Annotated in this window: 21 protein-coding genes and 2 tRNA genes; 4 read left to right on the top strand and 19 right to left on the bottom strand. The window is 70.9% G+C overall.

What is annotated here, in order from left to right:
- Positions 1–215 precede the first annotated feature (215 nt).
- Positions 216–1,481 (top strand): cytochrome b/b6 domain-containing protein, encoded by a 1,266-nt coding sequence (locus AB0937_RS03510; RefSeq protein WP_366709255.1) that lies wholly within the window; start codon positions 216–218, stop codon positions 1,479–1,481.
- On the top strand, positions 1,478–3,088 hold the full coding sequence (locus AB0937_RS03505) for an NADH-ubiquinone oxidoreductase-F iron-sulfur binding region domain-containing protein (protein WP_366709254.1): 1,611 nt from the start codon (positions 1,478–1,480) through the stop codon (positions 3,086–3,088). Before AB0937_RS03510 ends, AB0937_RS03505 begins: the two co-directional genes overlap by 4 nt.
- Before the next feature lie 115 nt (positions 3,089–3,203).
- On the opposite strand, the gene AB0937_RS03500 is transcribed toward AB0937_RS03505, so the two are convergent.
- From AB0937_RS03500 to AB0937_RS03455, 10 genes are all read right to left on the bottom strand, one after another.
- A tRNA-Ala gene (locus AB0937_RS03500) sits at positions 3,204–3,276 on the bottom strand.
- 116 nt (positions 3,277–3,392) lie between these two features.
- On the bottom strand, positions 3,393–3,626 hold the full coding sequence (locus AB0937_RS03495) for a hypothetical protein (RefSeq protein ID WP_006136074.1): 234 nt from the start codon (positions 3,624–3,626) through the stop codon (positions 3,393–3,395).
- Between the two features lie 3 nt (positions 3,627–3,629).
- Positions 3,630–3,803 carry a hypothetical protein gene (locus AB0937_RS03490; RefSeq protein ID WP_344453471.1) on the bottom strand — a complete coding sequence of 58 codons (174 nt, stop codon included), beginning with the start codon at positions 3,801–3,803 and terminating at the stop codon, positions 3,630–3,632.
- A 200-nt stretch (positions 3,804–4,003) separates the two neighbouring features.
- Positions 4,004–4,076 (bottom strand) — tRNA-Ala (locus tag AB0937_RS03485).
- Between the two features lie 73 nt (positions 4,077–4,149).
- On the bottom strand, positions 4,150–4,818 hold the full coding sequence (locus AB0937_RS03480; protein ID WP_366709253.1) for a histidine phosphatase family protein: 669 nt from the start codon (positions 4,816–4,818) through the stop codon (positions 4,150–4,152).
- Positions 4,815–5,261, bottom strand: coding sequence for a ribosome silencing factor (gene rsfS, locus AB0937_RS03475; RefSeq protein WP_366709252.1), 447 nt, complete (start codon positions 5,259–5,261; stop codon positions 4,815–4,817). The genes AB0937_RS03480 and rsfS overlap by 4 nt, the downstream gene beginning before the upstream one ends.
- A 104-nt stretch (positions 5,262–5,365) precedes the next feature.
- Positions 5,366–7,075, bottom strand: coding sequence for an LCP family protein (locus tag AB0937_RS03470; RefSeq protein ID WP_366709251.1), 1,710 nt, complete (start codon positions 7,073–7,075; stop codon positions 5,366–5,368).
- A gap of 16 nt (positions 7,076–7,091) precedes the next feature.
- Positions 7,092–7,835: a nicotinate-nucleotide adenylyltransferase gene (gene nadD, locus AB0937_RS03465; RefSeq protein WP_366709250.1), complete on the bottom strand. Its 744-nt coding sequence runs from the start codon at positions 7,833–7,835 to the stop codon at positions 7,092–7,094.
- 84 nt (positions 7,836–7,919) lie between these two features.
- A complete protein-coding gene (locus tag AB0937_RS03460; RefSeq protein ID WP_003990192.1) occupies positions 7,920–8,084 on the bottom strand; it encodes a hypothetical protein in 165 nt (54 codons plus the stop codon).
- Positions 8,085–8,247: 163 nt separating this feature from the next.
- Entirely contained in the window at positions 8,248–8,406 is a 159-nt protein-coding gene (locus tag AB0937_RS03455) for a hypothetical protein (protein WP_366709249.1), read from the bottom strand.
- 123 nt (positions 8,407–8,529) lie between these two features.
- Between AB0937_RS03455 and AB0937_RS03450 the strand changes: the two genes are divergently transcribed.
- Positions 8,530–9,678: a M48 family metallopeptidase gene (locus AB0937_RS03450; protein WP_366709336.1), complete on the top strand. Its 1,149-nt coding sequence runs from the start codon at positions 8,530–8,532 to the stop codon at positions 9,676–9,678.
- A gap of 114 nt (positions 9,679–9,792) precedes the next feature.
- On the opposite strand, the gene AB0937_RS03445 is transcribed toward AB0937_RS03450, so the two are convergent.
- From AB0937_RS03445 to proB, 5 genes are all read right to left on the bottom strand, one after another.
- Positions 9,793–10,863 (bottom strand): hypothetical protein, encoded by a 1,071-nt coding sequence (locus AB0937_RS03445; RefSeq protein WP_366709248.1) that lies wholly within the window; start codon positions 10,861–10,863, stop codon positions 9,793–9,795.
- 89 nt (positions 10,864–10,952) lie between these two features.
- On the bottom strand, positions 10,953–11,552 hold the full coding sequence (locus AB0937_RS03440; RefSeq protein ID WP_366709247.1) for a hypothetical protein: 600 nt from the start codon (positions 11,550–11,552) through the stop codon (positions 10,953–10,955).
- A 166-nt stretch (positions 11,553–11,718) separates the two neighbouring features.
- Positions 11,719–13,005: a glutamate-5-semialdehyde dehydrogenase gene (locus tag AB0937_RS03435; protein ID WP_366709246.1), complete on the bottom strand. Its 1,287-nt coding sequence runs from the start codon at positions 13,003–13,005 to the stop codon at positions 11,719–11,721.
- Between the two features lie 72 nt (positions 13,006–13,077).
- Positions 13,078–13,536 (bottom strand): hypothetical protein, encoded by a 459-nt coding sequence (locus AB0937_RS03430; RefSeq protein WP_351632845.1) that lies wholly within the window; start codon positions 13,534–13,536, stop codon positions 13,078–13,080.
- A gap of 134 nt (positions 13,537–13,670) precedes the next feature.
- A complete protein-coding gene (gene proB / locus AB0937_RS03425) occupies positions 13,671–14,777 on the bottom strand; it encodes a glutamate 5-kinase (RefSeq protein ID WP_366709335.1) in 1,107 nt (368 codons plus the stop codon).
- A gap of 448 nt (positions 14,778–15,225) precedes the next feature.
- Here proB and AB0937_RS03420 point away from each other — a divergent pair, with 448 nt between their 5' ends.
- Positions 15,226–17,259 carry a hypothetical protein gene (locus AB0937_RS03420; protein WP_366709245.1) on the top strand — a complete coding sequence of 678 codons (2,034 nt, stop codon included), beginning with the start codon at positions 15,226–15,228 and terminating at the stop codon, positions 17,257–17,259.
- A gap of 25 nt (positions 17,260–17,284) precedes the next feature.
- Here AB0937_RS03420 and AB0937_RS03415 read toward each other — a convergent pair whose 3' ends face one another.
- The 4 genes from AB0937_RS03415 to AB0937_RS03400 form a co-directional block, all read right to left on the bottom strand.
- Positions 17,285–18,493, bottom strand: a complete 1,209-nt coding sequence (locus AB0937_RS03415) for a glycosyltransferase family 2 protein (RefSeq protein ID WP_366709244.1) — start codon at positions 18,491–18,493, stop codon at positions 17,285–17,287.
- A 202-nt stretch (positions 18,494–18,695) separates the two neighbouring features.
- A complete protein-coding gene (locus AB0937_RS03410; RefSeq protein ID WP_366709243.1) occupies positions 18,696–20,810 on the bottom strand; it encodes a hypothetical protein in 2,115 nt (704 codons plus the stop codon).
- A 176-nt stretch (positions 20,811–20,986) separates the two neighbouring features.
- Positions 20,987–22,483 (bottom strand): bifunctional cytidylyltransferase/SDR family oxidoreductase, encoded by a 1,497-nt coding sequence (locus AB0937_RS03405; protein WP_366709242.1) that lies wholly within the window; start codon positions 22,481–22,483, stop codon positions 20,987–20,989.
- 562 nt (positions 22,484–23,045) lie between these two features.
- A complete protein-coding gene (locus AB0937_RS03400; RefSeq protein WP_366709241.1) occupies positions 23,046–24,596 on the bottom strand; it encodes an alkaline phosphatase D family protein in 1,551 nt (516 codons plus the stop codon).
- Positions 24,597–24,682 lie beyond the last annotated feature (86 nt).

Genomic DNA, 24,682 nt, shown 5'->3' with positions numbered 1-24,682 from the left:
TTACTTCGCGTAACATCCACTAAAGGACATTGCAACGGCCACATTGTCCTTTGATAACAACGCAATAACTCAAACCTCGTACTGATCGGTATCACTCCGCTTAGAGTTCGGCAGCGGGACCGCTGCTTTCCCGAACCGCTCGGAGTTGCCCCCATGAACCCTCATCGCAGTAACACCTCCCTACACCCGGCCGCCGGGACGTGGGGAGGCTTGTCGTGAACCCCTACGACTCCACGGCAGACGACTCGTTCGCCGAGTTCCTCAACTTCGGTGCGGGCGTGCTGTCCCTCGTGTGTCTGACGTGCTCGGTGATCTGGGGCCTGGTCGCCCAGGACCGGGTCCTCCTCGACACGCGCCGTCGCATCCTGGCGCAGGCCGTGCACCGGACCACGGCCGTCGCCTCGATCGCCTTCCTGCTGGTGCACATCGGTGTGAAGCTGGCGCTGTCCCACACCTCGTGGATCGCCGCGGTGATCCCCTTCGGGCTGGTGTTCACCGACGAGGAGCTGGTCGGAGGCCGGTCGTTCCTGATCGGCCTGGGCACCCTGGCGGGCATGCTCATGATCTTCGTGGGCATCACCGGCGTGCTGCGCAACCGCTTCGCGTCCCCCGCGCCCGTCGCGGCGCGCTGGCGGGCCATGCACATGCTGGCCTACCCGGCCTGGTGTGCCGCCCTGGTGCACGGACTCTACGCGGGTCGCTCCGCCAAACCGATCTTCGTCATCCTGTACTGCCTCTCCCTGGCCGGCGTCGCCGGAGCGCTCGCCCTGCGCGCGGCTCCGCGCCAGGTCAAGCGCCGGGTCGCCGACAAGATCACCTCGATGATCGGGGCCGGCGACAGCCAGGCCCGCAGGGACCTGGAGGAGAGCCGCGCCCGGGTCGGCGGTGGCTCCGGACTGCCCGGCTACGAGGGCCGGGAGACTCCCGCACGCTCCGCGGCGTCCCCGTCGGGTCCGCTCTACGAGAAGGCGGAGCGCCCCGCGGCCAAGGAGCCGGCGAACGGCTTCGCCGCCGCCTACCGGGCCGTCTCCGGGCCGCCCCAGGGCGGGCAGGCCTTCGCACCCGGGCCGACCACCAGCATGCAGCTCCCGCTGGACATGCAGCCCACCGAGACCATCCCGACCGTGGACGGCTCCTCCAGCACCTCGGGCAGCTGGCCCATCCCGTCCCCGCCGCCGGTCGGCGAGGCCCCGCCGTCCGCCTACGACCCGCTCCAGGACACGGGCTTCAACATCCCGCCCTACGACCCCCTGCAGGACACCGGACAAAGCATTCCGGCCTATGGCAATCCAGGCGCCGCCGGTTACGGATCGAGTGACGTGTACGACACGGGTGAGTCGAACGCCGCCTTCGGCACGTACTACCCGAACGACACGTACAACAGCGGTCCCGCCAATGAAACAAACCCCGGTGCGTCCTACGACTTCGACGCTCCGGGATCGGGCGAACCTTGGAACACGCCTTCCGGAGGCTTTAAGTGAACGAGGCCCTGCCCGACGTACCCGAAGTCCGCGTGGTCGGCCTTCCCCAGCTCACGTCGGGCTTCGACCTTGTCGATCGGCTCGATCTGCCCATGCACCTCAAGGTGCACGGGCCGCTCGAGCCGATGGGCGGCGAGCAGCTCGCTCAACTCGCCGAACGCATCAACCTGAAGGGCCGCGGCGGCGCGGGCTTCCCCTTCCACAAGAAGCTGCGCTCGGTCGCCGAAGCGGCGATCAAGCGCGGCGTCCGGCCGGTCGTCGTCGTGAACGGAAGCGAGGACGAACCGGCCTGCCGCAAGGACACGGTACTGATCAACCGTGCCCCGCATCTCATCCTGGACGGCGCGCTGCTGTGCGCCGAGGCTCTGGGTGCCCGCACGCTCGTGGTGGGGGTCACCCGTGAGTCGACACAGCGCTCCATGGAGGCGGCGCTGTCCGAGCGCGGCCTGAGCAACGGCCGCCGATCGGCCCTGCGCGCACGCGTCCAGCGCAACCCGGTCCGCATGGTCACCGGCGCCGCCGCGTCGCTGATCCGCTCGATCGACGGCGGCCCGGCCATCCCGCCGGGCCGCAAGGTCAGCGCCTCGCAGAACGGCGTCGGCGGCGCACCCACCCTGCTGTCGAACGCCGAGACCTTCGCCCAGCTGGCGATCGCCGCCCGCATCGGCCCGGAGCGCTACGGCAACACCGGCCTCTACGACGAGCCCGGCACCGTGATGCTCACGGTCTCCGGCGCGGTCGCGCGCCCCATGGTGATCGAGGTCCCGACGGGCGTGCCGCTGCGCTACGTCCTGCAGCTGGCGGGCGCGCCGCCGGTGCCGCAGGGCGTACTCACCGGTGGCTACCACGGCAAGTGGATCGACGCGGCGACGGTCAACGAGGCGATCGTCTCCCGCAACTCCCTCGACGCGGTGGGCGGCGCGCTCGGGGCCGGCGCGATTCTGCCGATCACTCAGGACACCTGCCCGCTGGGCGAGTCGCTGCGGGTGGCGCAGTGGCTGGCCGAGGAGAGCGCGGGCCAGTGCGGCCCCTGCTACCTCGGCCTGCCGGCCGCCGCGCGCGGCATGGAGGACATCCTCAACGGCGGCGGACCGGCCGCCCTGGAGGCGCTCAAGCAGGTCGCCAAGAACGTGAAGCGGCGCGGCGCGTGCTCGCACCCGGACGGCTCGGCGATGTTCCTGGAGTCGACCATCAAGGCGTTCACGGACGACCTGGCCGCCCATGTCCTCGGCAACGGCTGCGGACGGCCCGTGGAGGGCGTTCTGCCGCTCTTCGAGGGAGGCAGGGCCGCTACGGGCATCCCGGGCGGCGGCGAGCCCGAGGAGAGCGGCGCGAGCCGCCAGAAGATCTACGTCGACTGGACCCTGTGCCGGGGCCACGGACTGTGCGCGGACATCCTCCCCGAGGTGTTCCAGCTCGGTGCCGACGGCTTCCCCACCGTGGCGCAGGCTCAAGTGCCGCGGTACGCCGAGGCGAAGGCTCTACGCGCGGTGCGCCGCTGCCCAGCGCTGGCGCTGCGCATCGAGGAGACGGGCCCGCAGGGCGCGCCGTCCCGCAACCTCCCGGTCCTCTCCCAGGGCCGCGGCCGCCGCGCTCTCGGCCGCTGAGCACACGCACCGGCGGGCCTCACCGGCGGGCTTCCCTCCGGGGAGGCCCGCCGCACGCATCAGCACAACAAGAAGGCGGGCCATCCGATCGGATGGCCCGCCTTCTCATCTGTTGTGGAGCTAAGGAGAATTGAACTCCTGACCTCCTGCATGCCATGCAGGCGCTCTACCAACTGAGCTATAGCCCCTTGCTGTGTTCCGCCCGGTTTCCCTGGCCGCGACGCCAACATTACTGGTCCTGGGGGCCCAACACCAAATCGGTTTCCCCTTGCCCGATATGCCCGTTATGTCGAACCTTCGGGCGTCAGGCCGTCACGAACGAATAGAACCGCTTGAGCGTGCAGTGCTCCTCCAGGAGCCGTCCGTAGATCGGCTCGCCCTCCAACTCGCGGTACGTCTCGATCGGGTCGCCTTTTATGATCAGCGCCCGCGCGCATTCCTCGCACCAGTACTGGTAGTCGGGATTGATCGGTTCCATGTCGCGGACGATCGGAGTCCCGCTGCCGCACCAGTCGCACTTCCGCCTGTGTGCACCCATCGATCAGCTCCAGCTGTGGCCGCAGGCCGTGCACACGTAGGAGATCCCGCCGTTGTCGCCGAGCATCTGGGCCACGTGCCCGGAACCGCAGGAAGGGCAGCTGAGTCGGGTGGACATGTCCCGTGTGAACGCTGCTTCGAGGAGGTGGTCGACCTCCTCGAGGATGCTCGCAGGCATCACTACTCCTCCCGTCGGGCCGCGCCCCCTTCCGGCCGTTTGATTCTGCCACGGCAGGACCAATACGGTCAGCGACGCCTCAGTACCAGTCCGGACACGCCACCCGGCGGGGCCGTAGAGGTATACGCCTCAGCGTGCCCGAGTGACTCAAGCCCAACCACGAAAAATCCCGCCCCCACACCGGGAACGGGATCTTGACGTGGAGCTAAGGAGAATTGAACTCCTGACCTCCTGCATGCCATGCAGGCGCTCTACCAACTGAGCTATAGCCCCTCTGTCCTTCCCCGCTGGCGGGGCGAACAAGAAGAACTTTAGCCTGCGACCTGCCGGAAAGTGAAATCCGGGGTCAGTCGTCGTCGCCGAGCACCGCTTCGGGCAGGGTGCCGGCGTTGTGCTCCAGCAGACGCCAGCCACGGGCGCCCTCGCCCAGCACGGACCAGCAGCAGTTGGAGAGCCCGCCGAGGCTCTCCCAGTTGCGGGGATCGAGACCCAGCAGGCGGCCGATGGTGGTGCGGATCGTGCCGCCGTGGCTGACCACGACGAGCGTGCCGTCGTCGGGCAGCTTCTCGGCGTGCCGGAGCACCACCGGGGCCGCGCGGTCGGCGACCTCGGTCTCCAGCTCGCCGCCACCGCGGCGCACCGGCTCGCCGCGCTTCCACGCGGCGTACTCCTCGCCGTACCGGGCGATGATCTCCTCGTGCGTCAGGCCCTGCCAGACGCCCGCGTAGGTCTCCCGCAGCCCCTCGTCGTGGGAGACGTCGAGGCCGGTGAGCGCGGCGAGCTCGGCGGCCGTGGCCGCGGCGCGCCGCAGGTCGGAGGCGACGAGGGCGTCCGGCTTCAGGGACGCGAGCAGCCGGGCGGCACGCCGGGCCTGGGCGACGCCGGTCTCGGTCAGTTCGACGTCCGTGCTGCCCTGGAAGCGGCGCTCCACGTTCCACGAGGTCTGACCGTGCCGCCAGAGGATGATGCGGCGGCAGCGGCCCGTCCCGGCGGACGCCTCACGGGAGGAGGTCACCGCCAGTCACCGTCCAGTTCCGCCTCCTCCTCGGCGGCCCGCAGCTTGGCGTGCTCCTCGGCCTTGCCGCGGGTGGCCTTGGCCTCCTCGGGCAGGTCGAGCTCGGGGCAGTCCTTCCACAGCCGCTCCAGGGCGTAGAAGACGCGCTCCTCGCTGTGCTGGACGTGGACGACGATGTCGACGTAGTCGAGCAGCACCCAGCGGGCCTCGCGGTCGCCCTCGCGGCGCACCGGCTTCGCGCCGAGTTCCTTCGAGAGGCTCTCCTCGATCGCGTCGACGATCGCCTTGACCTGGCGGTCGTTGGGTGCGGAGGCCAGCAGGAAGGCGTCAGTGATGGACAGCACGTCACTGACGTCGTAGGCGACGATGTCGTGTGCCAGCTTGTCTGCGGCCGCCTGGGCGGCGGTGTTGATCAGCTCGTGAGAGCGGTCGGTCAGGGTCACTGCATGGCTTTCGGTCGGCGGTCACTTGACACCAAGGGTCTCACGGACCGCCCCGGGCCCCCCACGCGATTACGGAGATCACGTGGGGAGCGCGCTCCCGCCGGCTAGCCGGCGGACGGCTCGTAGTCCTGGCCGAGGACCACGGAGACGTCGGCACTGCCGGAGGTCCTGCCCTTGGTGACGGAGCCCGCCGGCAGGCCCAGGGTCTTGGCGACCTCGGCGGCGTTCGCCTTGTCGGCGGCGCCGGCGTACACGACCCGGGAGGTGGCCCGGGCGGTGCCGGTGCCGCTCTCCAGGAAGGTGAAGCCGCCGTTGAGGAGCACGACGCGGGCCTTCTCGGTGTTGTCCTCGACGCCGGTGGCGTTCTGGACCGAGACGCTGACCGCGGCGTCCTTGTCGGGGCTCTTCGCGGTGCCGCCGAGGACGTTCTTGACGATCCCGGCGCTCGCCTGGGTGCTGAGCGTGCCGTCGTTCTGGACGGGCAGCAGGTCGGTCTTGACGTCGCCGCCCTTGGCGAGGTCGGAGAGCCCGGCGAGGAAGGTGCCGAGGTCCTTGTCGGTGAGGGACGGGTCGAGGATCTGGGCGAGGGTCTGGATCGTGGTCGTCGCGGCCTGCGGGTCGGAGGACATCTTGCGCAGGATGCCCTGCATGACCTGCCCGAAGCGCTCCAGCTGGGCGTTCTGGGCCTCGCCGGGTGCGCGGTAGGTGGCGTAGGCGACCGCCATCTTGCCGCTGAGGGTCTGGTCCTGGCCCTTGTTGACCAGGGGGGCCTCGCCCTTCTTCTTGGCGGCCGGGTCGGGGACATCGGCGTCGGTGTCGACGTCGATGTTGCCGACGAGGTCGACGAGGTTCTGCAGGTAGGGCGTGTCCAGGCGCCACGTGCCCTCGATGTCGGTGCCGAGGACCGTGTCGAGCGCGTCGCGGGTGCCGTCGGAGCCGTCGTCCTCGACCGACTTGGCGAGCGTCGTCGTGGTGCCGTCGTCGCTGGTCAGGGCGAGGGAGTTGGGCAGCAGGACGGTGGTGCCGCGCTGGGTGGTGGTGTTGTCGACGAGCAGGGCCGTGGAGGTGCCGCCGCCCTTGGTGTCGTGCAGGTGGACGACGATCACGTCGCGCTTCTGGGCGCCCGCGGCCGTCGCCGAGCCCGTCTTGGAGTCCTCGGCGGACAGGCCGGGCAGCTTGCCCGCGTACCAGAGCCAGCCGACGCCGCCGGCCGCGACGAGCGCGAGGACGACCGTCAGGGCGACGATCCGGCTGCGGGCCCGGCGCCGGGCCTCCTCGCGGCGTTCGGTGCGGTTCTCGGTGAACTTCAGCCAGTCGATGACGTCCTCGGAGTTGGCGTCCGGTTCCTCGACGAAGGCGAACTGCTCGGTGTGGTAGTCCCGTTGCTGCTCGGCGGGGGCTTCCCTGTCGTGGTCCGGGCCGGCCTGCTGCGGGATGTGGGCGGTGTGCTGGGCGGTCTGTTCGGCGACCCGGGGGTACCGGCCGTCGGCTGCGGTGGCCTGGCCGTAGGGGTCGTGCGGGGCGCCCTGCTGCGGGGTGGTGCCGTACGGGTCGTAGGAGCCGTAGTCGGAGGCGGGCTGCCGGCCGTCCGTGCCGTAGGCGTACCCGGGCGGGGACTGCTGCCCCTGCTGCTGGGCGTACGGGTCGTAGCCGTAGCCCTGCTGGTGCTGCTGGGCGTACGGATCGTAGCTCTGCCCGCGGGTCTGCTGTGCCTGGACCTGCCGGTAGACCGGCTGGCCGAACTCGTCGTAGCCCACGAGCTCGTACTGGTCGGCCCCGTATCCCGCGGCCCCCGCGTCGTATCGGTCGTTCACCGGTGCCCCTCTCGGCTCACTCGCCGCGGTACAGCTCGCGCTTGTCGATATAGCGCACGACGCCGTCCGGCACCAGGTACCAGATGGGGTCGCCCTTGGCGACTCTCGCGCGGCAGTCGGTGGAGGAGATGGCCAGGGCGGGGACCTCCACCAGCGAGACACCGCCCTCCGGCAGCCCGGAGTCGTCCAGGTGGTGGCCCGGCCGGGTGGCCCCGATGAAGTGTGCCAGGGAGAACAGTTCCTCGCTGTCCCGCCAGGTGAGGATCTGGGCGAGCGCGTCGGCGCCGGTGATGAAGAACAGGTCCGTGTCGGGGTTCAGCGCGCGCAGGTCGCGCAGGGTGTCCACGGTGTAGGTGGGGCCGCCGCGGTCGATGTCGATGCGGCTCACGGAGAACTGCGGGTTCTCGGCGGTCGCGATGACCGTCATCAGGTAGCGGTCCTCGGCCGGGGAGACGCTGCGGTGGCTCTTCTGCCAGGGCTGGCCGGTCGGCACGAAGACCACCTCGTCGAGGTGGAACGCCGCGGCGACCTCGCTGGCCGCCACCAGGTGCCCGTGGTGGATGGGGTCGAAGGTGCCGCCCATGACGCCGAGTCGGCGCTTGCCCGGACGCGAAGGACTCCGTCCCGGGCCGTCGGCCCGGGGGGCCACCGCGGAGGCACGGCGGGGCTCCGAGTGCCGCTCGGTGCCGCTCGCCGTCTCCTGTGCCGGGTCGCGCGGCGTCTCGTCCGCCGGACCGCTAGGCATGTCCTGCTCTCCCATGCGTGCAGACCCTACCGGCCCTGCATGAGGGCTTCCGGCCGCCCCCGTGGTCCCCCGGGCGCCCTCGGCGGGACGCCCCGCGGGTCAGCGGTCGCGGTTGAAGCGGGTCGTGATCCACAGCAGGAGCAGCAGGATGAAGAGCGCGCCGCCGCCGGTGAGGTAGGGGCTGAGGCTCTCATGGTTTCCGCCGTGCTCCTCGCCCTCGGCGGCGAGGGTGACCAACTGGGCAGCGGTGCTGTGGAAGCTCATCTTCGGCAGGACCTATCGCGTGTGGGCGGGTTAAAGACGTCGGCTCATCGTAAGCGGGCGCCCCTCGCGCGATCACCCCGACTCCGCCTGTTCGTGCCGCGGGCGCTCCCACGTGCCGCCCCGGGCCCGGCCCCGGGGCCCGGCGGGGAACCTTCGCGTGGCGTCAGTCGTCCTTCCGTCTGTAGCCACGCAGCAGGAACCAGGCGGTCAGCGCACAGCCCAGGATCATCACGATCAGCACGATCCGCAGCATCCCCGGCCCCTGCCCCCCGGCGGCGTTCGCGGCCCCGGCGAGCCAGGCGGACAGGGGGTGGTGCTCCATGGCGGTGGTCTCCTTCGCTGTACTGCCCGACCACCGTAACTCCGCCTAGGCTGGGCTCTGCCTCGGGGAAGCAAAGGGCCGCACAAAGGGCCGCAAAGGTCATACAGACGCATGGGGGAAGACATGTCCGACGGCCACGAGCAGCAAGGGCACGAGCGCGTGCCGAGCAGGCAGCGCAGGCGCTTCCCCGGGATCTCCTCGCGGACGTACGAGCACCCGGCCGACCGTTCCGCCCTGGTGGCGCTGCGCAAGCTGAGCGGGTTCGACACGGTGTTCAAGGCGCTCAGCGGTCTGCTGCCCGAGCGCAGTCTGCGGCTGCTGTTCCTGTCGGACTCGGTACGCGTCTCGGACCAGCAGTTCGCCCATCTGAACGTGATGCTGCGGGACGCCTGCTACATCCTGGACCTGGAGAAGGTCCCGCCGATGTACGTGAACCAGGACCCGCAGCCGAACGCGATGTGCATCGGCCTGGACGAGCCGATCATCGTCGTCACGACCGGTCTCGTCGAGCTGCTCGACGAGGAGGAGATGCGCGCGGTCGTCGGGCACGAGGTGGGGCACGCGTTGTCCGGGCACTCCGTCTACCGGACGATCCTGCTGTTCCTGACGAGCCTCGCCGTCCGGGTGGCGTGGATCCCGCTGGGCAATCTCGCGATCATGGCGATCGTGACCGGGCTGCGGGAGTGGTTCCGCAAGTCGGAGCTGTCGGCGGACCGCGCGGGGCTGCTGGTCGGGCAGGACCTGCGGGCCTCGATGCGGGGTCTGATGAAGATCGCCGGCGGCAACCACCTGCACGAGATGAACGTGGACGCGTTTCTCGCCCAGGCCGAGGAGTACGAGGCCGGGGGCGATCTGCGCGACTCCGTGCTGAAGATCCTGAACGTGCTGCCCCGCACCCACCCCTTCACCACCGTGCGGGCGGCCGAGCTGAAGAAGTGGGCCGAGTCGCGGGACTTCCAGCGGATCATGGACGGCCACTACGCGCGGCGTGACGAGGACAAGGACACCTCGGTCCGCGACTCCTGGCGGGATTCGGCGAACCACTACACGTCCCACGTGAAGAACTCCAAGGACCCGCTGATGAAGCTGGTCACGGATCTCGCGGGCGGCGCCGGCGACCTGGGCGACCGGGTCCGCCGCGGCTTCGGCGGCTTCACGGCCACGCCCCCGAAGCCGCCTCAGGGGCCTGGGACGGACGCGTCGGGCTCGTCGGACGCATCGGGCCCGTCGGACCCCTCGGGGGGCGACCAGCCGCCGCGAGACGAGCGCTAGGCGCCACACGTCCGCCCCGGGGGCGCGCGGCCCGGTCAGTGCCCTCCCGGCCCGGCTGCCCGATAGTGCCCTCCCGGCCCGGCTGGAGGCTTCTCCGGCCCGGCTGGGGCCCCCTCACACCTTCGGCTGCGCGCTCGTCGCCAGGGAGCCGCACAGGGCCGTCGCGCCGCCCGTGGCGTAGGGGTCGGTGCCGGCGGGGCCGCCCTCCTTGGCCGTCTGGCCGGCAAGGAGGGGCCGGAGGTGGTTCGTGGAGTCCTCGGCGCAGGACAGCGGGCCGGCCTGGACGTAGGAGACCAGGAGCTGGGCCTGGTGCAGCCGCAGGTCGTCGCGGTCGAAGCGGAAGTGCAGCTCTCGCCGGAGGGTGAAGAGGGACACGTCGTCCTTGGCTCCGGCACCGGCCGCCCGCAGCGCGTACACGAACGTGTGATCGGCTGTGACCTCCAGCGTCGACGCGTCGGCCTCGGCGGCCTGCAGCGTGCCCTGGACCCGGACCTTCCGGTCGGCCAGCTCGGCGCGGGACGGGTCGAAGCGCACCAGCCAGCCGGTGGGCGCGTGGCGTCCGTCGGCAGTGGGGCGGGCGAAGCTCTGGTCGAACTGGTCCAGTTGGTCGGGGTCGAGCAGCACCCGGACGGCGCGGACCTCACCGCCCGTGAGGACCTCGGGGTCCAGGGCCGAGCGGACGATGTAGTCCTTGGCGGTGGTCAGGGCGGTCACGACCTGGCTGTCCGAGAAGTGCGCGGTGCGCCGCGAGGCCGGCAGCGGCACCCCCTCCGCGCCGGTGCGGAACTGCGCGGCGGGGCTGTGCTCGTACAGGTACGCCGGGTCGGCTGTGCCGGGCACCTTGCCCTCGGGGGCGAGCGGGATGACGGTCATCCGCAGGGGCTCGACGGGTTCCCGGGCGGCAGGGGTCTGGTAGGGGTGCCGCACACCCATGTAGATCGCGGTGCCGAAGGCGACAGCGATCAGCAGGACGAGGACCAGGGCCTGCCGGGACAGGCCCCGGCGCAGCGGGGGCCTGCGTCGCACTGCGGGGGCGTGGTCCGCGATGCGCTCCTGCGCGGAGAACTCCTGGAGGCGGGCAGCACGGACGAACGACTCGTCGAAGACGACGGATCGGTACTCGTCCTCTCCACCTCCGGGGGCGCCCTCTGGAGTCCCCTCAGGTGGGTTTCCAGGCCCGCCCATATCTTCAGGGTAGGTCGCCGGAAGCTCGGGTAAACGCCCGGCTGCTCCACAAGTTCTGACAGGTTCTCACCAAGACGGGCGGGTTCCGGTCAGGGCCCGTGGGGGATCACCGAGACGGCCGGCGGGGAGGACTCGGCGGAGGCCGAGGGTGCGGCTCCGCTGCCCTGTTCCAGCCCGGTCGAGGCGGGCGGCGGCGCGGGCTCCTCGCGGTTTCCGGATGCGCCCCGGTAGACCGCTGTGAAGGCCAGGGCGACCATGCCGATCCCCATCACCAGGGCCAGCAGCCAGGCGACGGGGCGGTGCCAGCGGACCTGTTTGGAGTACGGCCCGGCGCCGTAGTGGTCCTCGAAGAGGTCGGGGCCGTCGAGCTCGTCGAGGCCGGGCTCGGGGCCGTAGACACCCCGACGGTCCGGGCCGTACCCCTCGTCGTAGCGCTCGCCTCTGGTGTGGGCGCGGCGCGCCTCGGCCTCGGATGCCTCGGCTCTCGCCTGTGCCGCGGCCAGGAGGCGCTCCACCGCGGTCGGCTCGTGCACCACGGCCGCGCGCACGAAGGCCTCGTCGAAGACCACGGAGGCGAACTCTTCGTCCGACACCCCGCGGTCGTGGTCGTCGTCGGGCTCCCGGCCGTCCGGAAACGGCGTGCCCCCCACGTCCTCCGGCACGGATCCAGAGTAGACCTGGGGGGTCAATTTGGGCAGACGGTATGGAAATTCATCCACTGGTCGAGACGGCTTCCACGGGGCGCCGGACGGCGCACGCCCCGCCGGTCACTCCTCCCGCGCGCGTCTGCGCCATTCGGGTGACTCGCAGAGGCATGCGCCCGCCCGCATACTCCGTGCTCCGCGTGGGTGCGGCTCAGCGCCGTACGTGCCCGTCGCCGGTGACGATGTACTTCGTGCTGGTCAGCTCCGGCAGACCCATGGGCCCACGGGAGTGCAGCTTCTGCGTGGAGATGCCGATCTCGGCGCCGAAGCCGAACTGGCCGCCGTCGGTGAACCGGGTGGAGGCGTTCACGGCGACGGTGGTGGAGTCGACCAGTTGGGTGAAGCGGCGGGCGGCTTGCTGGGAGGTCGTCACGATGGCCTCGGTGTGGCCGGAGGTCCACAGCCGGATGTGCTCGACGGCCTTGTCCAGCGAGTCCACGACCGCGGCGGCGATGTCGTACGACAGGTACTCGGTCTCCCAGTCCTCGGCGGTCGCCTCGACGACGGTGGCCTTCGAGTCCTTGGCGTAGGCCTGAACGCGCTCGTCGGCGTGCACGGTGACCCCGGCCTCGGCGAGGGCGTCCAGGGCGCGGGGCAGGAACTCCGCGGCGATGTCCTGGTGGACCAGGAGGGTCTCGGCGGCGTTGCAGACGCCGACCCGCTGGGCCTTGGAGTTGATCAGGATCTCGACGGCCATGTCGAGGTCGGCCTGCGCGTCGACGTAGACGTGGCAGTTGCCGGTGCCGGTCTCGATGACGGGGACGACGGACTCCTGGACGACCGCGTTGATCAGGGAGGCGCCGCCGCGCGGGATGAGCACGTCGACGAGGCCGCGGGCGCGCATCAGCTCGCGCACGCTGTCGCGGCTCTCGCCGGGGACGAGCTGGACGGCGTCGGCGGGCAGCCCGGCCCCGCCGACGGCGTCGCGCAGGACGCGCACGAGGGCGGTGTTCGACTGGTACGCCGAGGAGGAGCCGCGCAGCAGGACCGCGTTGCCGGACTTCAGGCAGAGGGCGGCGGCGTCGACGGTGACGTTCGGCCGGCCCTCGTAGATGATCCCGACGACGCCGAGCGGCACACGGACCTGGCGCAGGTCGATGCCGTTGGGCAGCGTGGAGCCGCGGACGACCTCGCCGACCGGGTCGGGCAGCGCGGCCACGTCACGCACGTCCGAGGCGATGGCGCGGATCCGCTCGGGGGTGAGCGTGAGCCGGTCGATCATGCCCTCGCTGGTGCCGGCCTCGCGGGCCTTGGCGACGTCCTTGGCGTTGGCCTCGACGATCTCGCTCGCACGGACCTCCAGCGCGTCCGCGATGGCGAGCAGCGCGTCGTCCTTCTCGGCCCGGGGCAGCGGCGCGAGGACCGCTGCGGCGGCCTTGGCTCGGTAGGCGGCCTCGGTGACCGGGGACATGGAGTCGTACGGAGAGAGCGTGGTCATGAGGGAAGGGTAGTGCGCCGGGCGGCTCGGTTCATCGTTCGTTCCACAGCGCGAGACACTTCGTGGAACGGGTCAAAACGGATGAACGCCGACCGGGGACGCCGGTGGCGGGCCGTACCCCTCCGCGATGCGCTGGTGGTAGGTCGCGCGGTCGATGACCTCCAGGCCGACGATCTCCCAGGGCGGCAGCCCGGCGGTCTGCCGGTGCTCCCCCCACAGGCGCAGGGCGACGGCGGCAGCGTCGTGCAGGTCGCGGGCCTCTTCCCAGTAGCGGATCTCGGCGTGGTCGACGGCGTAGCGGCTGGTCAGGAAGAAGGGGTGGTCGTGGGCGAGCTGTTCCAGGGCGCGCCGGACCTCGGGGAGCGGGGCCTCCTTGCCGGAGACGCTGAGGGTGACGTGCCACAGACGCGGGGTGTCCACGGGTTCCTCGCCCTCGAACCGGTCCCCGGCCGCAACGCTGGTCAGGGCGCGCTCCTCACCGGCCGCGCGGGAGCCGGCACCACCGCGGGACGCCTGAGTCCCAGGGCGCACTCGTCTCACGACGGCCTCCTTTGCACAGTGGCGCTGCTGCGGAACAGTTCCCCGAGACAAAGTTGAGCAGGCCGCAAGGGATCGCGTGGCGGTTTTGCGGAACGTCCACCACCGGGGGCAGACGTTTCGACACATTAAGGGTGCAGGACCACCAGGTCGTCCCTGTGTACGACCTCGCGTTCGTACGCGGGTCCGAGTTCGCGGGCCAGTTCCCGGGTGGAGCGGCCGATCAGCCGGGGGATCTCCTTGGCGTCGAAGTTGACGAGCCCGCGGGCCACCGCGTGCCCCGCCCCGTCCCGCAGCTCGACCGGGTCGCCGGCGCTGAACTCGCCCTCGACCGCGGCGATCCCGGCCGGCAGCAGCGACTTGCGGCGGTCCACGACGGCCCGCACGGCGCCGTCGTCCAGGGTCAGCGCGCCCTGCGGGGTGGAGGCGTGCTGGAGCCACAGCAGCCGGTCGGCGGAGCGCTTGCCGGTGGGGTGGAAGAAGGTGCCGGTGTCCTGGCCGGTCAGGGCGTCGGCGGCGTGGATGGCGCTGGTGAGGACGACGGGGGTGCCGGCGGCGGCCGCGATCCGGGCGGCCTCGACCTTGGTGACCATGCCGCCGGTGCCGACGCCTGCCTTGCCCGCGCTGCCGATCTCGACGTCGGCGAGGTCGGAGGGCTCGCGCACCTCGCCGATGCGGGACGTGCCGGGCTTGGCCGGGTCCCCGTCGTAGACGCCGTCCACGTCGGACAGCAGGACCAGCAGGTCGGCGCGGACGAGGTGGGCGACCAGGGCGGCGAGGCGGTCGTTGTCGCCGAAGCGGATCTCGTCCGTGGCGACGGTGTCGTTCTCGTTGACGATCGGGAAGGCGCCCATCGCGAGCAGCTTGTCGAGGGTGCGCGAGGCGTTGCGGTGGTGCGAGCGGCGGCTCATGTCGTCGGAGGTCAGCAGGACCTGCCCGACGCGGACGCCGTAGCGGGCGAAGGAGGCGGTGTAGCGGGCGACCAGCAGGCCCTGGCCGACGCTGGCGGCGGCCTGCTGCCGGGCGAGGTCCTTGGGGCGGCGGCGCAGGCCGAGCGGGGCGAGACCGGCGGCGATGGCGCCCGAGGAGACCAGGACGATCTCGCGCTCGCCGCCGCTGCGGACCTTGGCGAGGACGTCGACCAGCGCGTCCACGCGGTCCGCGTCCAGGCCGCCCGAGGCGGTGGTCAGCGAGGAGGACCCGACCTTGACGACGATCCTGCGGGCCTCGCCCACGGCCTGCCTTGCCCCTGCCACGTCGCCGTCCGTCCCCTCGCGTCGATTCGGTCGCTCACCAGGAAATCTACGGGACGCCCGGACGGGGTGCGGCGCCGGTCCACGCTACGGACGGTGCCGTCCGCGTCACGGGAGCGCACCCGCCCGTCCCTTCCGTCGGCTCGACCCCGCCCAGGACCGGAAGCCGCCCCCTCCCTGCCCCTCGGCCCCACGACGGGGAACCGATCATCCGCCCTGACCGCTCGGCCTCTGCCACGGCCGGAAACCGACCTTCCGCCCCTTCCGGGCCCACCCCACGACAGGAACGGGATCATCCGCTACCGTCCGACGACACGCCTTACGGCCCCCGCACCCACACCCCGACGACACGCGCGTGTCGTCGGGAGGCCGCCACGCGTTAACCCGGACGGCCGACCTGCGCCGACCCGACGCTCCTGGAGTGACCGCAGTGCCCGTACCTCTCCCCCGCCCTCAGGCCCTCATCAAGGGGCTGGTCACCGTCGTCCTGGCCGCCGCGTTCGCCGCGCAGGCGGTCGCGGCGCTGCTGCCCGACGTCCCGCTGCTGATCGCCGCGACGACCGTCTCCCTGGCCACCGAAGGCGTCCTGTACAAGTGGCAGCGCGGGGTGCTGTCGCTGTTCGCCAAGTCGCACGCGGACATCACCGTGCGGCACGTCGTACGGGACCTGCTGCTGGTCGTGGCCCTGCTGCGGCTGGGCGAGCAGGACCGGGAGACGGTGTACGCCCCGCTGGTGGCCGGGCTGCTCCTCTGCTACGTGCTGCACAGCGCGATCCAGGCGGTCTCCGTGCTGGTGCGCCGCACCCGCACCCTGCCGGTGGTCACCCGGAACATCGACGCCTCCGCGCTGCGGCTGTCCCCGGCCCCGTGGGGGCTGCTGCGCCGGCCCGGCCACCGGCTGCTGGTGTTCGGCCTGCCGGCGACGGCCGGGCTGCTCGCCAGCACGCCGGGCGACCGGCCCGTGTACGCGGCGGCGGGCATCGCGCTCTCCCTCGCCCTCGGAGTGACCGGCCTCGGCGTCCTGCTGCTCCGGCTGCTGCCCGGCCGTCGCCCGGCGGACGAGCAGGAGGTGCTCGAGTGGTTCGACGCGTGGCTGGCCGAGTACCGGCCCACCGCCGGCCTGTACTTCTCCGGCGGCGCCTCCTCGGCCTACCAGGCGAACATGTGGCTGGAGCCGCTGGCCGGTCTCGAGGGCAGGCCCGTCATCATCCTGCGCGAGCGGTTCATGGTGCAGAAGATCGCGGCGACGGACATCCCGATCGTGTGCCTGCCGAAGGTGTCGACGCTGATGCGCCTGGAACACTCCACGCTCCAGGTCCTCATCCACCCGTCGAACTCCGGCAAGACCTCCCAGGTGCTGCGCATCCCCACGATCAAGCACACCTTCGTCAACCACGGCGAGAGCGACAAGCTGTCCTCGTGCAACCCGTACGCGAAGGCGTACGACGAGGTGTGGGTGGCCGGGCCCGCCGCGCGCGAGCGGTACGCGCTGGCCGAGGTCGGGGTCGAGGACAAGGACGTGGTGGAGACGGGCCGCCCGCAGCTGGACGGTGTGCTGCCCTACGCGGGTCCCCCGGCCGGGCCCTGGACGACCGTGCTGTACGCGCCGACCTGGGAGGGCTGGGACGGCAACCCCGGCAACACGTCGGTGATCGCGGCCGGGGAGAACCTGGTGCGGGCGCTGCTGGCGGACCCGGGCGTGCGGCTGCTGTACAAGCCGCATCCGCTGACGGGGTCGGTGGATCCGCGTGCGGGAGCCGCCGATCTGCGGATCCGGGAGCTGATCCGGGCCGCCAACCGGGAGCGGGCGGGCGCGCGCCCCTCGGACGGTACGGAACTCGCCCGCCGCACCGCCGAACTGGACCGGCTCACCACCTCGGTCTTCCGGTCCGGGGCCGACACCGTGGAACGGATGCTGGTGCAGTCGGCGCCCGAGCCGGGCCGCGCGGAGTCGGTGGCACGGGCGGCTGCCGCGTGGAACGAGGCGTACTGGGCCTCGCTGCCAGCGGGCGAACACCAGATCATCACGGACGCCCGGCCCACGCTGTACTCCTGCTTCAACGTGGCCGACCTGCTGATCAGCGATGTGTCGAGCGTGATCAGCGACTTCCTGGCGAGTGAGAAGCCGTACGCGGTGGCCAACACCAGCGGGCTGCCCGAGGACGCCTTCCGTACGGCTTTCCCGACGGTGGTGGCGGCGACGGTGCTGACGCCGGACGCCGCCGGGGTGCCGGACCTGCTGGAGACCGTCCGGCACCCGGAGCGCGACGAACTGGCCGAGGCGCGTGCCGAGCTGAAGCTGCGTCTGCTGGGCCCGGCCGAGCCGTCGTCGCAGGAGCGATTCAACGAGGCCGTCCGGGCGCTGTGCGGGGAGGCCCGGGACCACCGGGCACGGGTGGCGGAGCGGCTGGCCGCGGTGCCCGGTCAGCGCACCGGAGCCGAGGTCCCGACCGCACAGCGCTGAGCGGCGCCGGACAGCCCCACGTCGGTCACGCCGCGTGGCGTATCTCCCGGGACGTCAGCACGCGTCGGGCCTTGCGCACGGCACGCCGCATGAACGTGTCGGCACCGCCCTCGCGGTACCCCGGGAAGGCACGGGCCTCCCGGGGCTCTGCGAGGTAGACGGAGTCGGGGACACCGGCGGCGCGGTCCCGGAAATGCGGGTAGGCCAGGTACACACGGCGGCCCTTCCTCTCCAGGAGGGCCGCCGCCTGCTTCTTGCTCTTGACGAACTGCACGACGTCCGGGAGCAGTTCGGGGCGCTGCTCGGCGACCAGGTGCAGTCGCAGCCGCTCGTGGACCTTGAGGCGCTGAGCGACGCCCTCGGTCCAGTAGGTGTCCATCAGCGGCTTGGCGAGCTCGAACTTGTGCCGGCGGATCTCCTCGCTGTCCGTCAGGTACTTGGGCCCGAACTGCGGCAGCAGCGTGACGAGGAAGGGCCGGACCATCAGCTGGTCGCGCCGGCCGCCCGCGGGGACGAGTTCGGCGATGAGCTCCATCAGGGCCCGGGCGGAGTCGAAGCGCAGCGTGTAGCTGCCGCTCTTCGTCACGTGCTTGCCGTCGTCGCGGCCGACCAGGTAGTAGCAGGTGTGGTCGGCGACCACGGAGACGCCGTCCGCCCGCAGGTACGCCTCCATGGTGAACAGCGCGTCCTCGCCGGTGAACAGCGACTCGTCGAAGCGCATGCCGTGCCGGTCGAGCAGCGCGCGGCGGAACAGTTTCTGCGCGCTGAGGGTGAACTTGATGTTGGAGGAGAAGACGTCCGTCCGCTCCACCGTCCTGCCCCACATGGACTTCGGCGCCGAGCGGTTGACGCCCTCGACCTTGCCCAGCACCACGTCCGTGCCGGCGCGGTCGGCCATGGCGACCATCCGCTCCAGAGCCTCGGGGCCCAGCCGGTCGTCGGCGTCGAGGAAGAACACGTAGCGCCCGGTGGCCTTCCCCAGGCCCACGTTGCGCGGGCCGCTGGGGCCGCCGGAGTTCTGCTGCCGGATCACCAGCACGTGCATGGGAGCCCGCTCGGCGAACTCCAGCAGGTACTCCCCCGTCCCGTCCGTCGAACCGTCGTCCACCGCGATGACCTCGACGCGCGTCGGATCGATGGTCTGTGCCTCGACGGACGAGAGGCACTCGATCAGATACGGCATCGCTTCGTACGCACCGATGATCACACTCACATCAGGCTGCGTCACGGTCACGTTTCCCCCTAGTCAATGGGATATTCCCCCCCGTATCGCCTCATTCGCTACTTGATAGACGGGTGATCGAGACAAGCGGTTGCCTCGCACACGGGTGTTAGTGGGACACGTCACACAGTGATCGGACAAACTGCGGGAAAGGAAAAGAGTTCGGCCCCGAGGAGAACCCTCGGGGCCGAACTCTTCAGCCGGCGGCGGCAGTTCAGCCCGTGCCGACCTCGTCCGTGTCACCGGCGGCGGGCACCCGCTGCCCGGGCACGGCGTTGGCCAGCTCGGCCTCGCTCTCCGCGAGGGCGGCCGCGTCCCGCGACTGCTGGCCGACGTTGCGCGTCTCGGCCTTGAGCGCGAGGTTCGCCACAGCGGTGTTGAACTGCTCGAGCGAGGTCGGCTCGTCCGGGCCCAGCAGGTACTGCTTGAGCTCCTTGCGGTCCTCGGCCAGCGGGTCGGTGTCCGGGGCGCGGACCGCGCCGAGCAGCTCGCCCAGCTCGTCGGCGCTGTTGGACAGGATCACCGCGGCACGCACCGCCGTGTTGTTCCGCTTGAACTCCTCGACACCCACTCCGGCGGAGTCCGTGACCGCGTACGGCTTGCCGCTCGCGATGAAGTCGGAGACCACGCTGGAGATGTCGGAGACCATCGCGTCGGAGACGTTGAAGCAGTCGTACAGCCGCGGCTCGGCGCCGGTGATGACGCGGTGCTCCCAGGACGGGAAGGAACGCCAGTAGGCGTCGTTCCACTCGGCGCGCAGCCGGGCGACCTCCTCGTGCCGGGCGACGTCGACCAGCCCGTCACGGGTGGCCACGGCCTCGTCGCCGCGGTCACCGCGGGAGCCGGACAGCTGCGCCAGCCGGGCCTCGATGCGGCTCAGCTCGGCCTTGGCCTGGGCCTGGGCGGCGGTGTCGGCGATGAACCGCGTGTCGATGGCGCGCTCCGCGGCGGCCTTCTGCACCAGGGCGGTGATGCGCTGGTGCGCGGCACCGGCCTCCTTGCTGACGTTGCCGGTGAAGGGGTGCGGCTTGTACAGGACGCGGACCGGCGGGTCGGCCTGCACGAGCTGCTTCACGATGTTCTCGCCGGCCAGCACGACCGAGGTGTTGCCCGGGTTGCCGTCCCAGCCCTCCCAGGTGGGGGCGTACAGCACCGTGGGGATGCGGCCCTCGGGCACGCCCTGCCAGGTCTGGATCGGGGCGAGCTGCGGGCGGCCGACCTCGACGATGTCGTCGTCGCGGACACCGACGTCGGCGATGGCGTAGCGGTCGCGGCCCGCACGGCCGGCCGTCCACACCTCGTCGTAGACCTTGCTGTACGGGTTGACGCTGGCGAGCTTGTCGCTGTCGCCGTGGCCGATGAAGACGTGCTTGATGGTGGGCACACGCAGCATGTGGATGTTCTTGCCGACGTTGGCCGCGTAGAGCGCGACGCGCACCGTGGACAGGTCCATGTTCATCAGGTGCACCCCTCCGGGCACGCAGATGACGGGGACCGTGGTGGGCGCCAGGTTGTTCAGGATGGCCCGCTCACGCAGGATGATCAGCGGCTTGGAGTCCAGCTTCTCCATGGTGTCCAGCCACATGTTGACCTGGTACGCGGAGTCCTTGGACCCGGAGAAGTACAGCACCGTCTCCGGCTTGTACTCGCCCAGCCAGTCGTCGACGGCCGCCAGGACCGTCTCCGCCTTCGGCGGGATCCTCCGGCCGCGCACGTACGGCACGAGCGCCAGGACGTAGAGGGTGGCCACGGCCACCGTGATGCCGATGCCGATGAAGCCGACCAGGGACGACTTCACCTGGGCGGCGACCAGGATGCCGACGACCGCCGCGAGGTCGAGGTGCAGCATCTTCTCGGCGGAGCGGTGCAGCAGCTTGCGCGGCGGGGCGTCCGGGATGCGGATGCGGGAGGCCAGGTCGACGTTGCGGGTGGCGACCGGCATACGGCGGCGGTTGCGGATCAGCTGGACCAGCGCGCCGTGCGGGGCCTGGAGGCCGTAGAAGGCGATGAAGCAGGCGATCGCCCCGTAGTAGATCAGGTTGTCCGCCAGGGACAGCCGGGCCAGCAGCAGGACGAGCAGCAGCTGCCGTATCAGGAAGCGGATCGACAGGCCCGCCCGCACCTTGCCGAGGCGGTTGATCAGGTAGCTGCCCTTGCGGTGCAGATAGTGGTCCGCCAGGTACGTCACGGCGGCCGCTGCCGCGAAGGCGGGAACGCTCGGGACGAGCGCGGCCAGCATGAGGGCGGGGAAGCCCGCCACCATGAGGACCGCCGCGGCCAGCTGGGCCGCGCTGCCCACCCGGGCGACGCGAATAGCGGTGGATATCACGGAGAAACCTGCTCTTGGGAGGGGTGTGCCGGTCTTGGTTCGAGAATGCGGCTGGTCTGTGAATATTCGCGGGACGGTATGGATTCAGGCCCCTGCGAACACTCCGGTCGACGGCAAAAGCCGTGAACAGGAGGGCGCAGAGGCCTGAATTACCGAAGTTTATTTGGCGCCAATTATTACACGCCGTCCTGCCGGTCCAGCACCGTGGCCAGGGCCTGCTCGAAGCCGGAGGCCCGGGCCGCGCCGGCCGTCGGGTCCTGCTGGCGGACGTCGATGACGTGGCCGGTGAGCTCGGAGAGCAGCACGTCGAGGGAGGTGCGGGCCACGGCCTCGGAGGACAGCAGGGAACCCGAGGGCTCCTGGCCGAAAGCCTTGGTGCGCATGGGGGTGGCCGTGCGCTCGGGGTTGATGCAGTTGACGCGGACGCCCTCGCCGGCCCACTCGTCGGACAGCGCCTGGGTGAGGTTCACCATGGCGGCCTTGGTGGAGGAGTACAGGCTGTACTCGGCGCGGCCGCGGGTGTAGCTGGAGGAGGTGTAGAGCAGCAACTGGCCCTTGGTCTCGGACAGGTACTTGTACGACGACCGGGCGATCTGCACCGGGGCCAGGTAGTTGACCTTCAGCGCCTCCTCGATGGTGGCGTTGTCGGTCTCGGCGAGCTTCCCTATGCGCAGCACGCCGGCGGTGTTGACCACGTAGTCGATGCGACCGGTCTCGGCGTACGCCTTGGACAGGGCGTCGTCGACCTCCTCCGGGTTCTCCACGTGGGTGCCGGTGGTGGAGCGGCCGAGGGCGTAGACCTTGGCGCCGTAGGACTCGGCGAGCTCGGCGATGTCCTTGCCGATGCCGTAGCTGCCGCCGAAGACGACCATGGTCTTGCCGGTGAGCAGCTCGCGGTAGGCCTCCTCGGAGACCTGCTCGGGTGCGGCCGTGGAGGCCAGCTGGAACAGCTTGTCGGCGATGAAGACGTCGACGGGCTGGGTGACCTTCATGTTGTACTCGTCACCAGCGACGACGTGGATCGGCACGTCCGGCAGGTACTTGAGCACGACGGAGCAGTCGTCGGTGGCCTGGAAGTTGGGGTCGCCGGCGGCGACCTCGTAGGCCCGCTTGATCGTGGACAGCTTGAAGGCCTGCGGCGTCTGGCCGCGGCGCAGCCGGGAGCGGTCCGGGATCTCGGTGATGAACTCGCCGTCCTCGCCGTGCGTGCGCGTGACGATGATGGTGTCCGCGGACGGGATGGCCACGTCGACGGCCTGGTAGCGCTCCAGCGCGGTGACGCAGTCGTCGATGACGCGCTGCGAGAGCAGGGGGCGCACGGCGTCGTGGAAGAGGACGTTGGCGTCCTCGCCCTCGGCCAGGCCCTCGCCCAGCGCGGCGATGGCGCGCTCGGTGGTCTCGTTCCGCGTGGAGCCGCCCTCGATGACCTTCGAGACCTTCTTGAATCCGGCCTTCGCGACGATCTTCTCGATGTCGGGCACGTAACCCGGCGCCATCAGCACGATGATGTCGTCGATCGAGTCGGTGTTCTCGAAGGTGGTCAGCGTGTGCTCGATGACTGCCTTGCCGGCGATCTTCAGCAGCTGCTTGGGGATCGACAGACCCACGCGCTGACCGGTGCCACCGGCCAGGATCACTGCGGTGGTACGGGGCTTGGCTATGTGCTGGGACACAGGTGACCTACCTTGGGGCGACAGGGAACTCGGAAATGGTCCCACTTTTGGTTACCGCGATGCAAGGTGAGCGCCCTCCACCGCATATGTGCGCGCCACCTCTCATTCACCTGCCGACGCTGGTGATTGCGGATGGTTGCTCGAGCCCCGGTAAAAGCGTTGTGAGTAACTGCACAGGAGCTCGGCGACGGGGCCGCCGGGACTGCGGTGACCGGGGACCTGCACGGGTTCCTCGGACGATGTCCTGTGCACGGTACGCGCTTTGGCGGTGCTCCATGTACCGCGCCCGCCGCCCGCGAGGCCGGGTACGGGGGTCGCGGTGCACGGATCTCCACTTCCCGGTGCCCGCGGCCGCACGCGTTCTTCATGACGGCCTGCCGCGAATACGGCTCTCCCGGCCGCTCATTGCGACGGAATTCCCGGTCAAGATTCCGCCGCATTTCGGTCCCGGCGAGAGCAGTGCGCCACAAACCCGGGTCGGACTTCTCACACGTCCCGACCGCCCCGCACGGAAAGGGCCCGGGACTCCGGGAGTCCCGGGCCCGCGCGGCGCTCGGACGGGTCAGACGACCTCGACGCCCGGACGGCCCGCCTCGACCCTCAGCCGGGCCAGCGTGCTCGGGGCCGCCGTGGGCCGGCGCACCGTGTCGACCACCCTGACCTGGGCGTCGATGCCGTCGCGGCGGACGTCGAAGAGGTGGTAGCCGCGGTGGGCGTCGAGCAGCTTCCAGTGCGGGTTGTCCGGGCGCCGCGGGTCCCACTCCCTGCGGAAGGCCTCCTGGTCCTGGTCACCGTTGCTGGAGATGGACGTGCCGACGAACTCGACGCCGACGACGTCCGAGTCCGGGTCGGTGAAGTCCTCCTTGAGGTCGCTGATCATCGTCAGGTGCCGGTCCCCGGACAGCACCACCGGGTTGCGGACCTGCTGGAACTCCTCGAGGAACTGATTGCGTTCGGCCTGGTAGCCGTCCCAGGCGTCGTAGAACCAGAGCTTGCCCTCGCCGGCTTTGAGGTCCGTCTCGGCCATCATGATCTGGGAGGCGATGAGGTTCCAGCGGGCGGGCGAGTCCTGCAGCCCGTCCAGCAGCCAGCGCTTCTGCCGGGCGCCCAGCATGGTCAGAGAGGGGTCCTGGGCGCCTTCCTGGCTGGTGGCCTGGTCGCTGCGGTACTGCCGGGTGTCCAGGACGTGGAGCCGGGCCAGCCGGCCGAACTCCAGACGGCGGTGCATCCGGATGTGCGGACCGTCCGGGACGGCGGTGGCACGGACCGGCATGTGCTCGTAGAACGCCTGGTAGGCCGCGGTCAGCCGGGCCACGAACGCGTCGTGCGGCTGCTTGTCCGGGTCCTGCGGGATCTCGCCCGCGAAGTCGTTGTCCACCTCGTGGTCGTCGAAGGTCACCACGAAGGGCGCGTTCGCGTGCATCGCCGCGAGGTCCGGGTCGGTGCGGTACTGGGCGTACCGGTTGCGGTACTGGAGGAGGCTGAACGGCTCCCCGGTGCCCTCGTGCCGCCGTACGGCCGTCGCCGAGGGCGTGGACTCGTAGATGTAGTCGCCGACGAACACCACGACGTCCGGGTCCTGGTCGAGCATGTCTGCGTATGGCGTGAAATAGCCGTGCTGCCAGTTCTGGCAGGAGGCGAGGGCCATGCGCAGGGAGCCACCCGAGCCATGGGGGTGGGGCGCGGTACGGGTGCGGCCGGCGGGTGAGAGCTGCCCGCTGGTGCGGAAGCGGTACCAGTACGTACGGTCCGCGCGCAGGCCGCGTACGTCCACGTGAACGCTGTGCCCGTACTCGGGCCGGGCCTGGGCGGTGCCCTGCCGGACGGACTTTCTGAACCGCGGGTCCTCCGCGAGCTGCCACTCCACCGGCACCACCCGGTCGGGCATGCCACCGCCGTTCAGCGGGTCCGGGGCGAGCCTGGTCCACAGCACGATGCCGTCCGGGAGCGGGTCGCCCGAGGAGACGCCGAGGCTGAACACGCCGTCCGGCAGCGGGGTCTCGGCCGCGCGGGCCATGGCCGGGAGCCACAGCTGGGCGGAGGCGGCGGCGCCGAGCACCGCGGCACCGGCGGTCAGAAAGCGGCGTCGGTCGGGGGTTGCTGCTCCGGTCATCGGATGACTCCCTTACCTCGCTGGCCACATGGACACGGGGAAGCTTCACGCTCACGGGCGGTCCGCCCGCTGAACGTCGGGGTTCA

The sequence above is a fragment of the Streptomyces sp. NPDC047880 genome (assembly GCF_040706515.1).
GTDB lineage: Bacteria > Actinomycetota > Actinomycetes > Streptomycetales > Streptomycetaceae > Streptomyces.
Note: the sequence above shows the minus strand (reverse complement) of the source record. Positions and strands in the feature narration are given on the sequence as shown.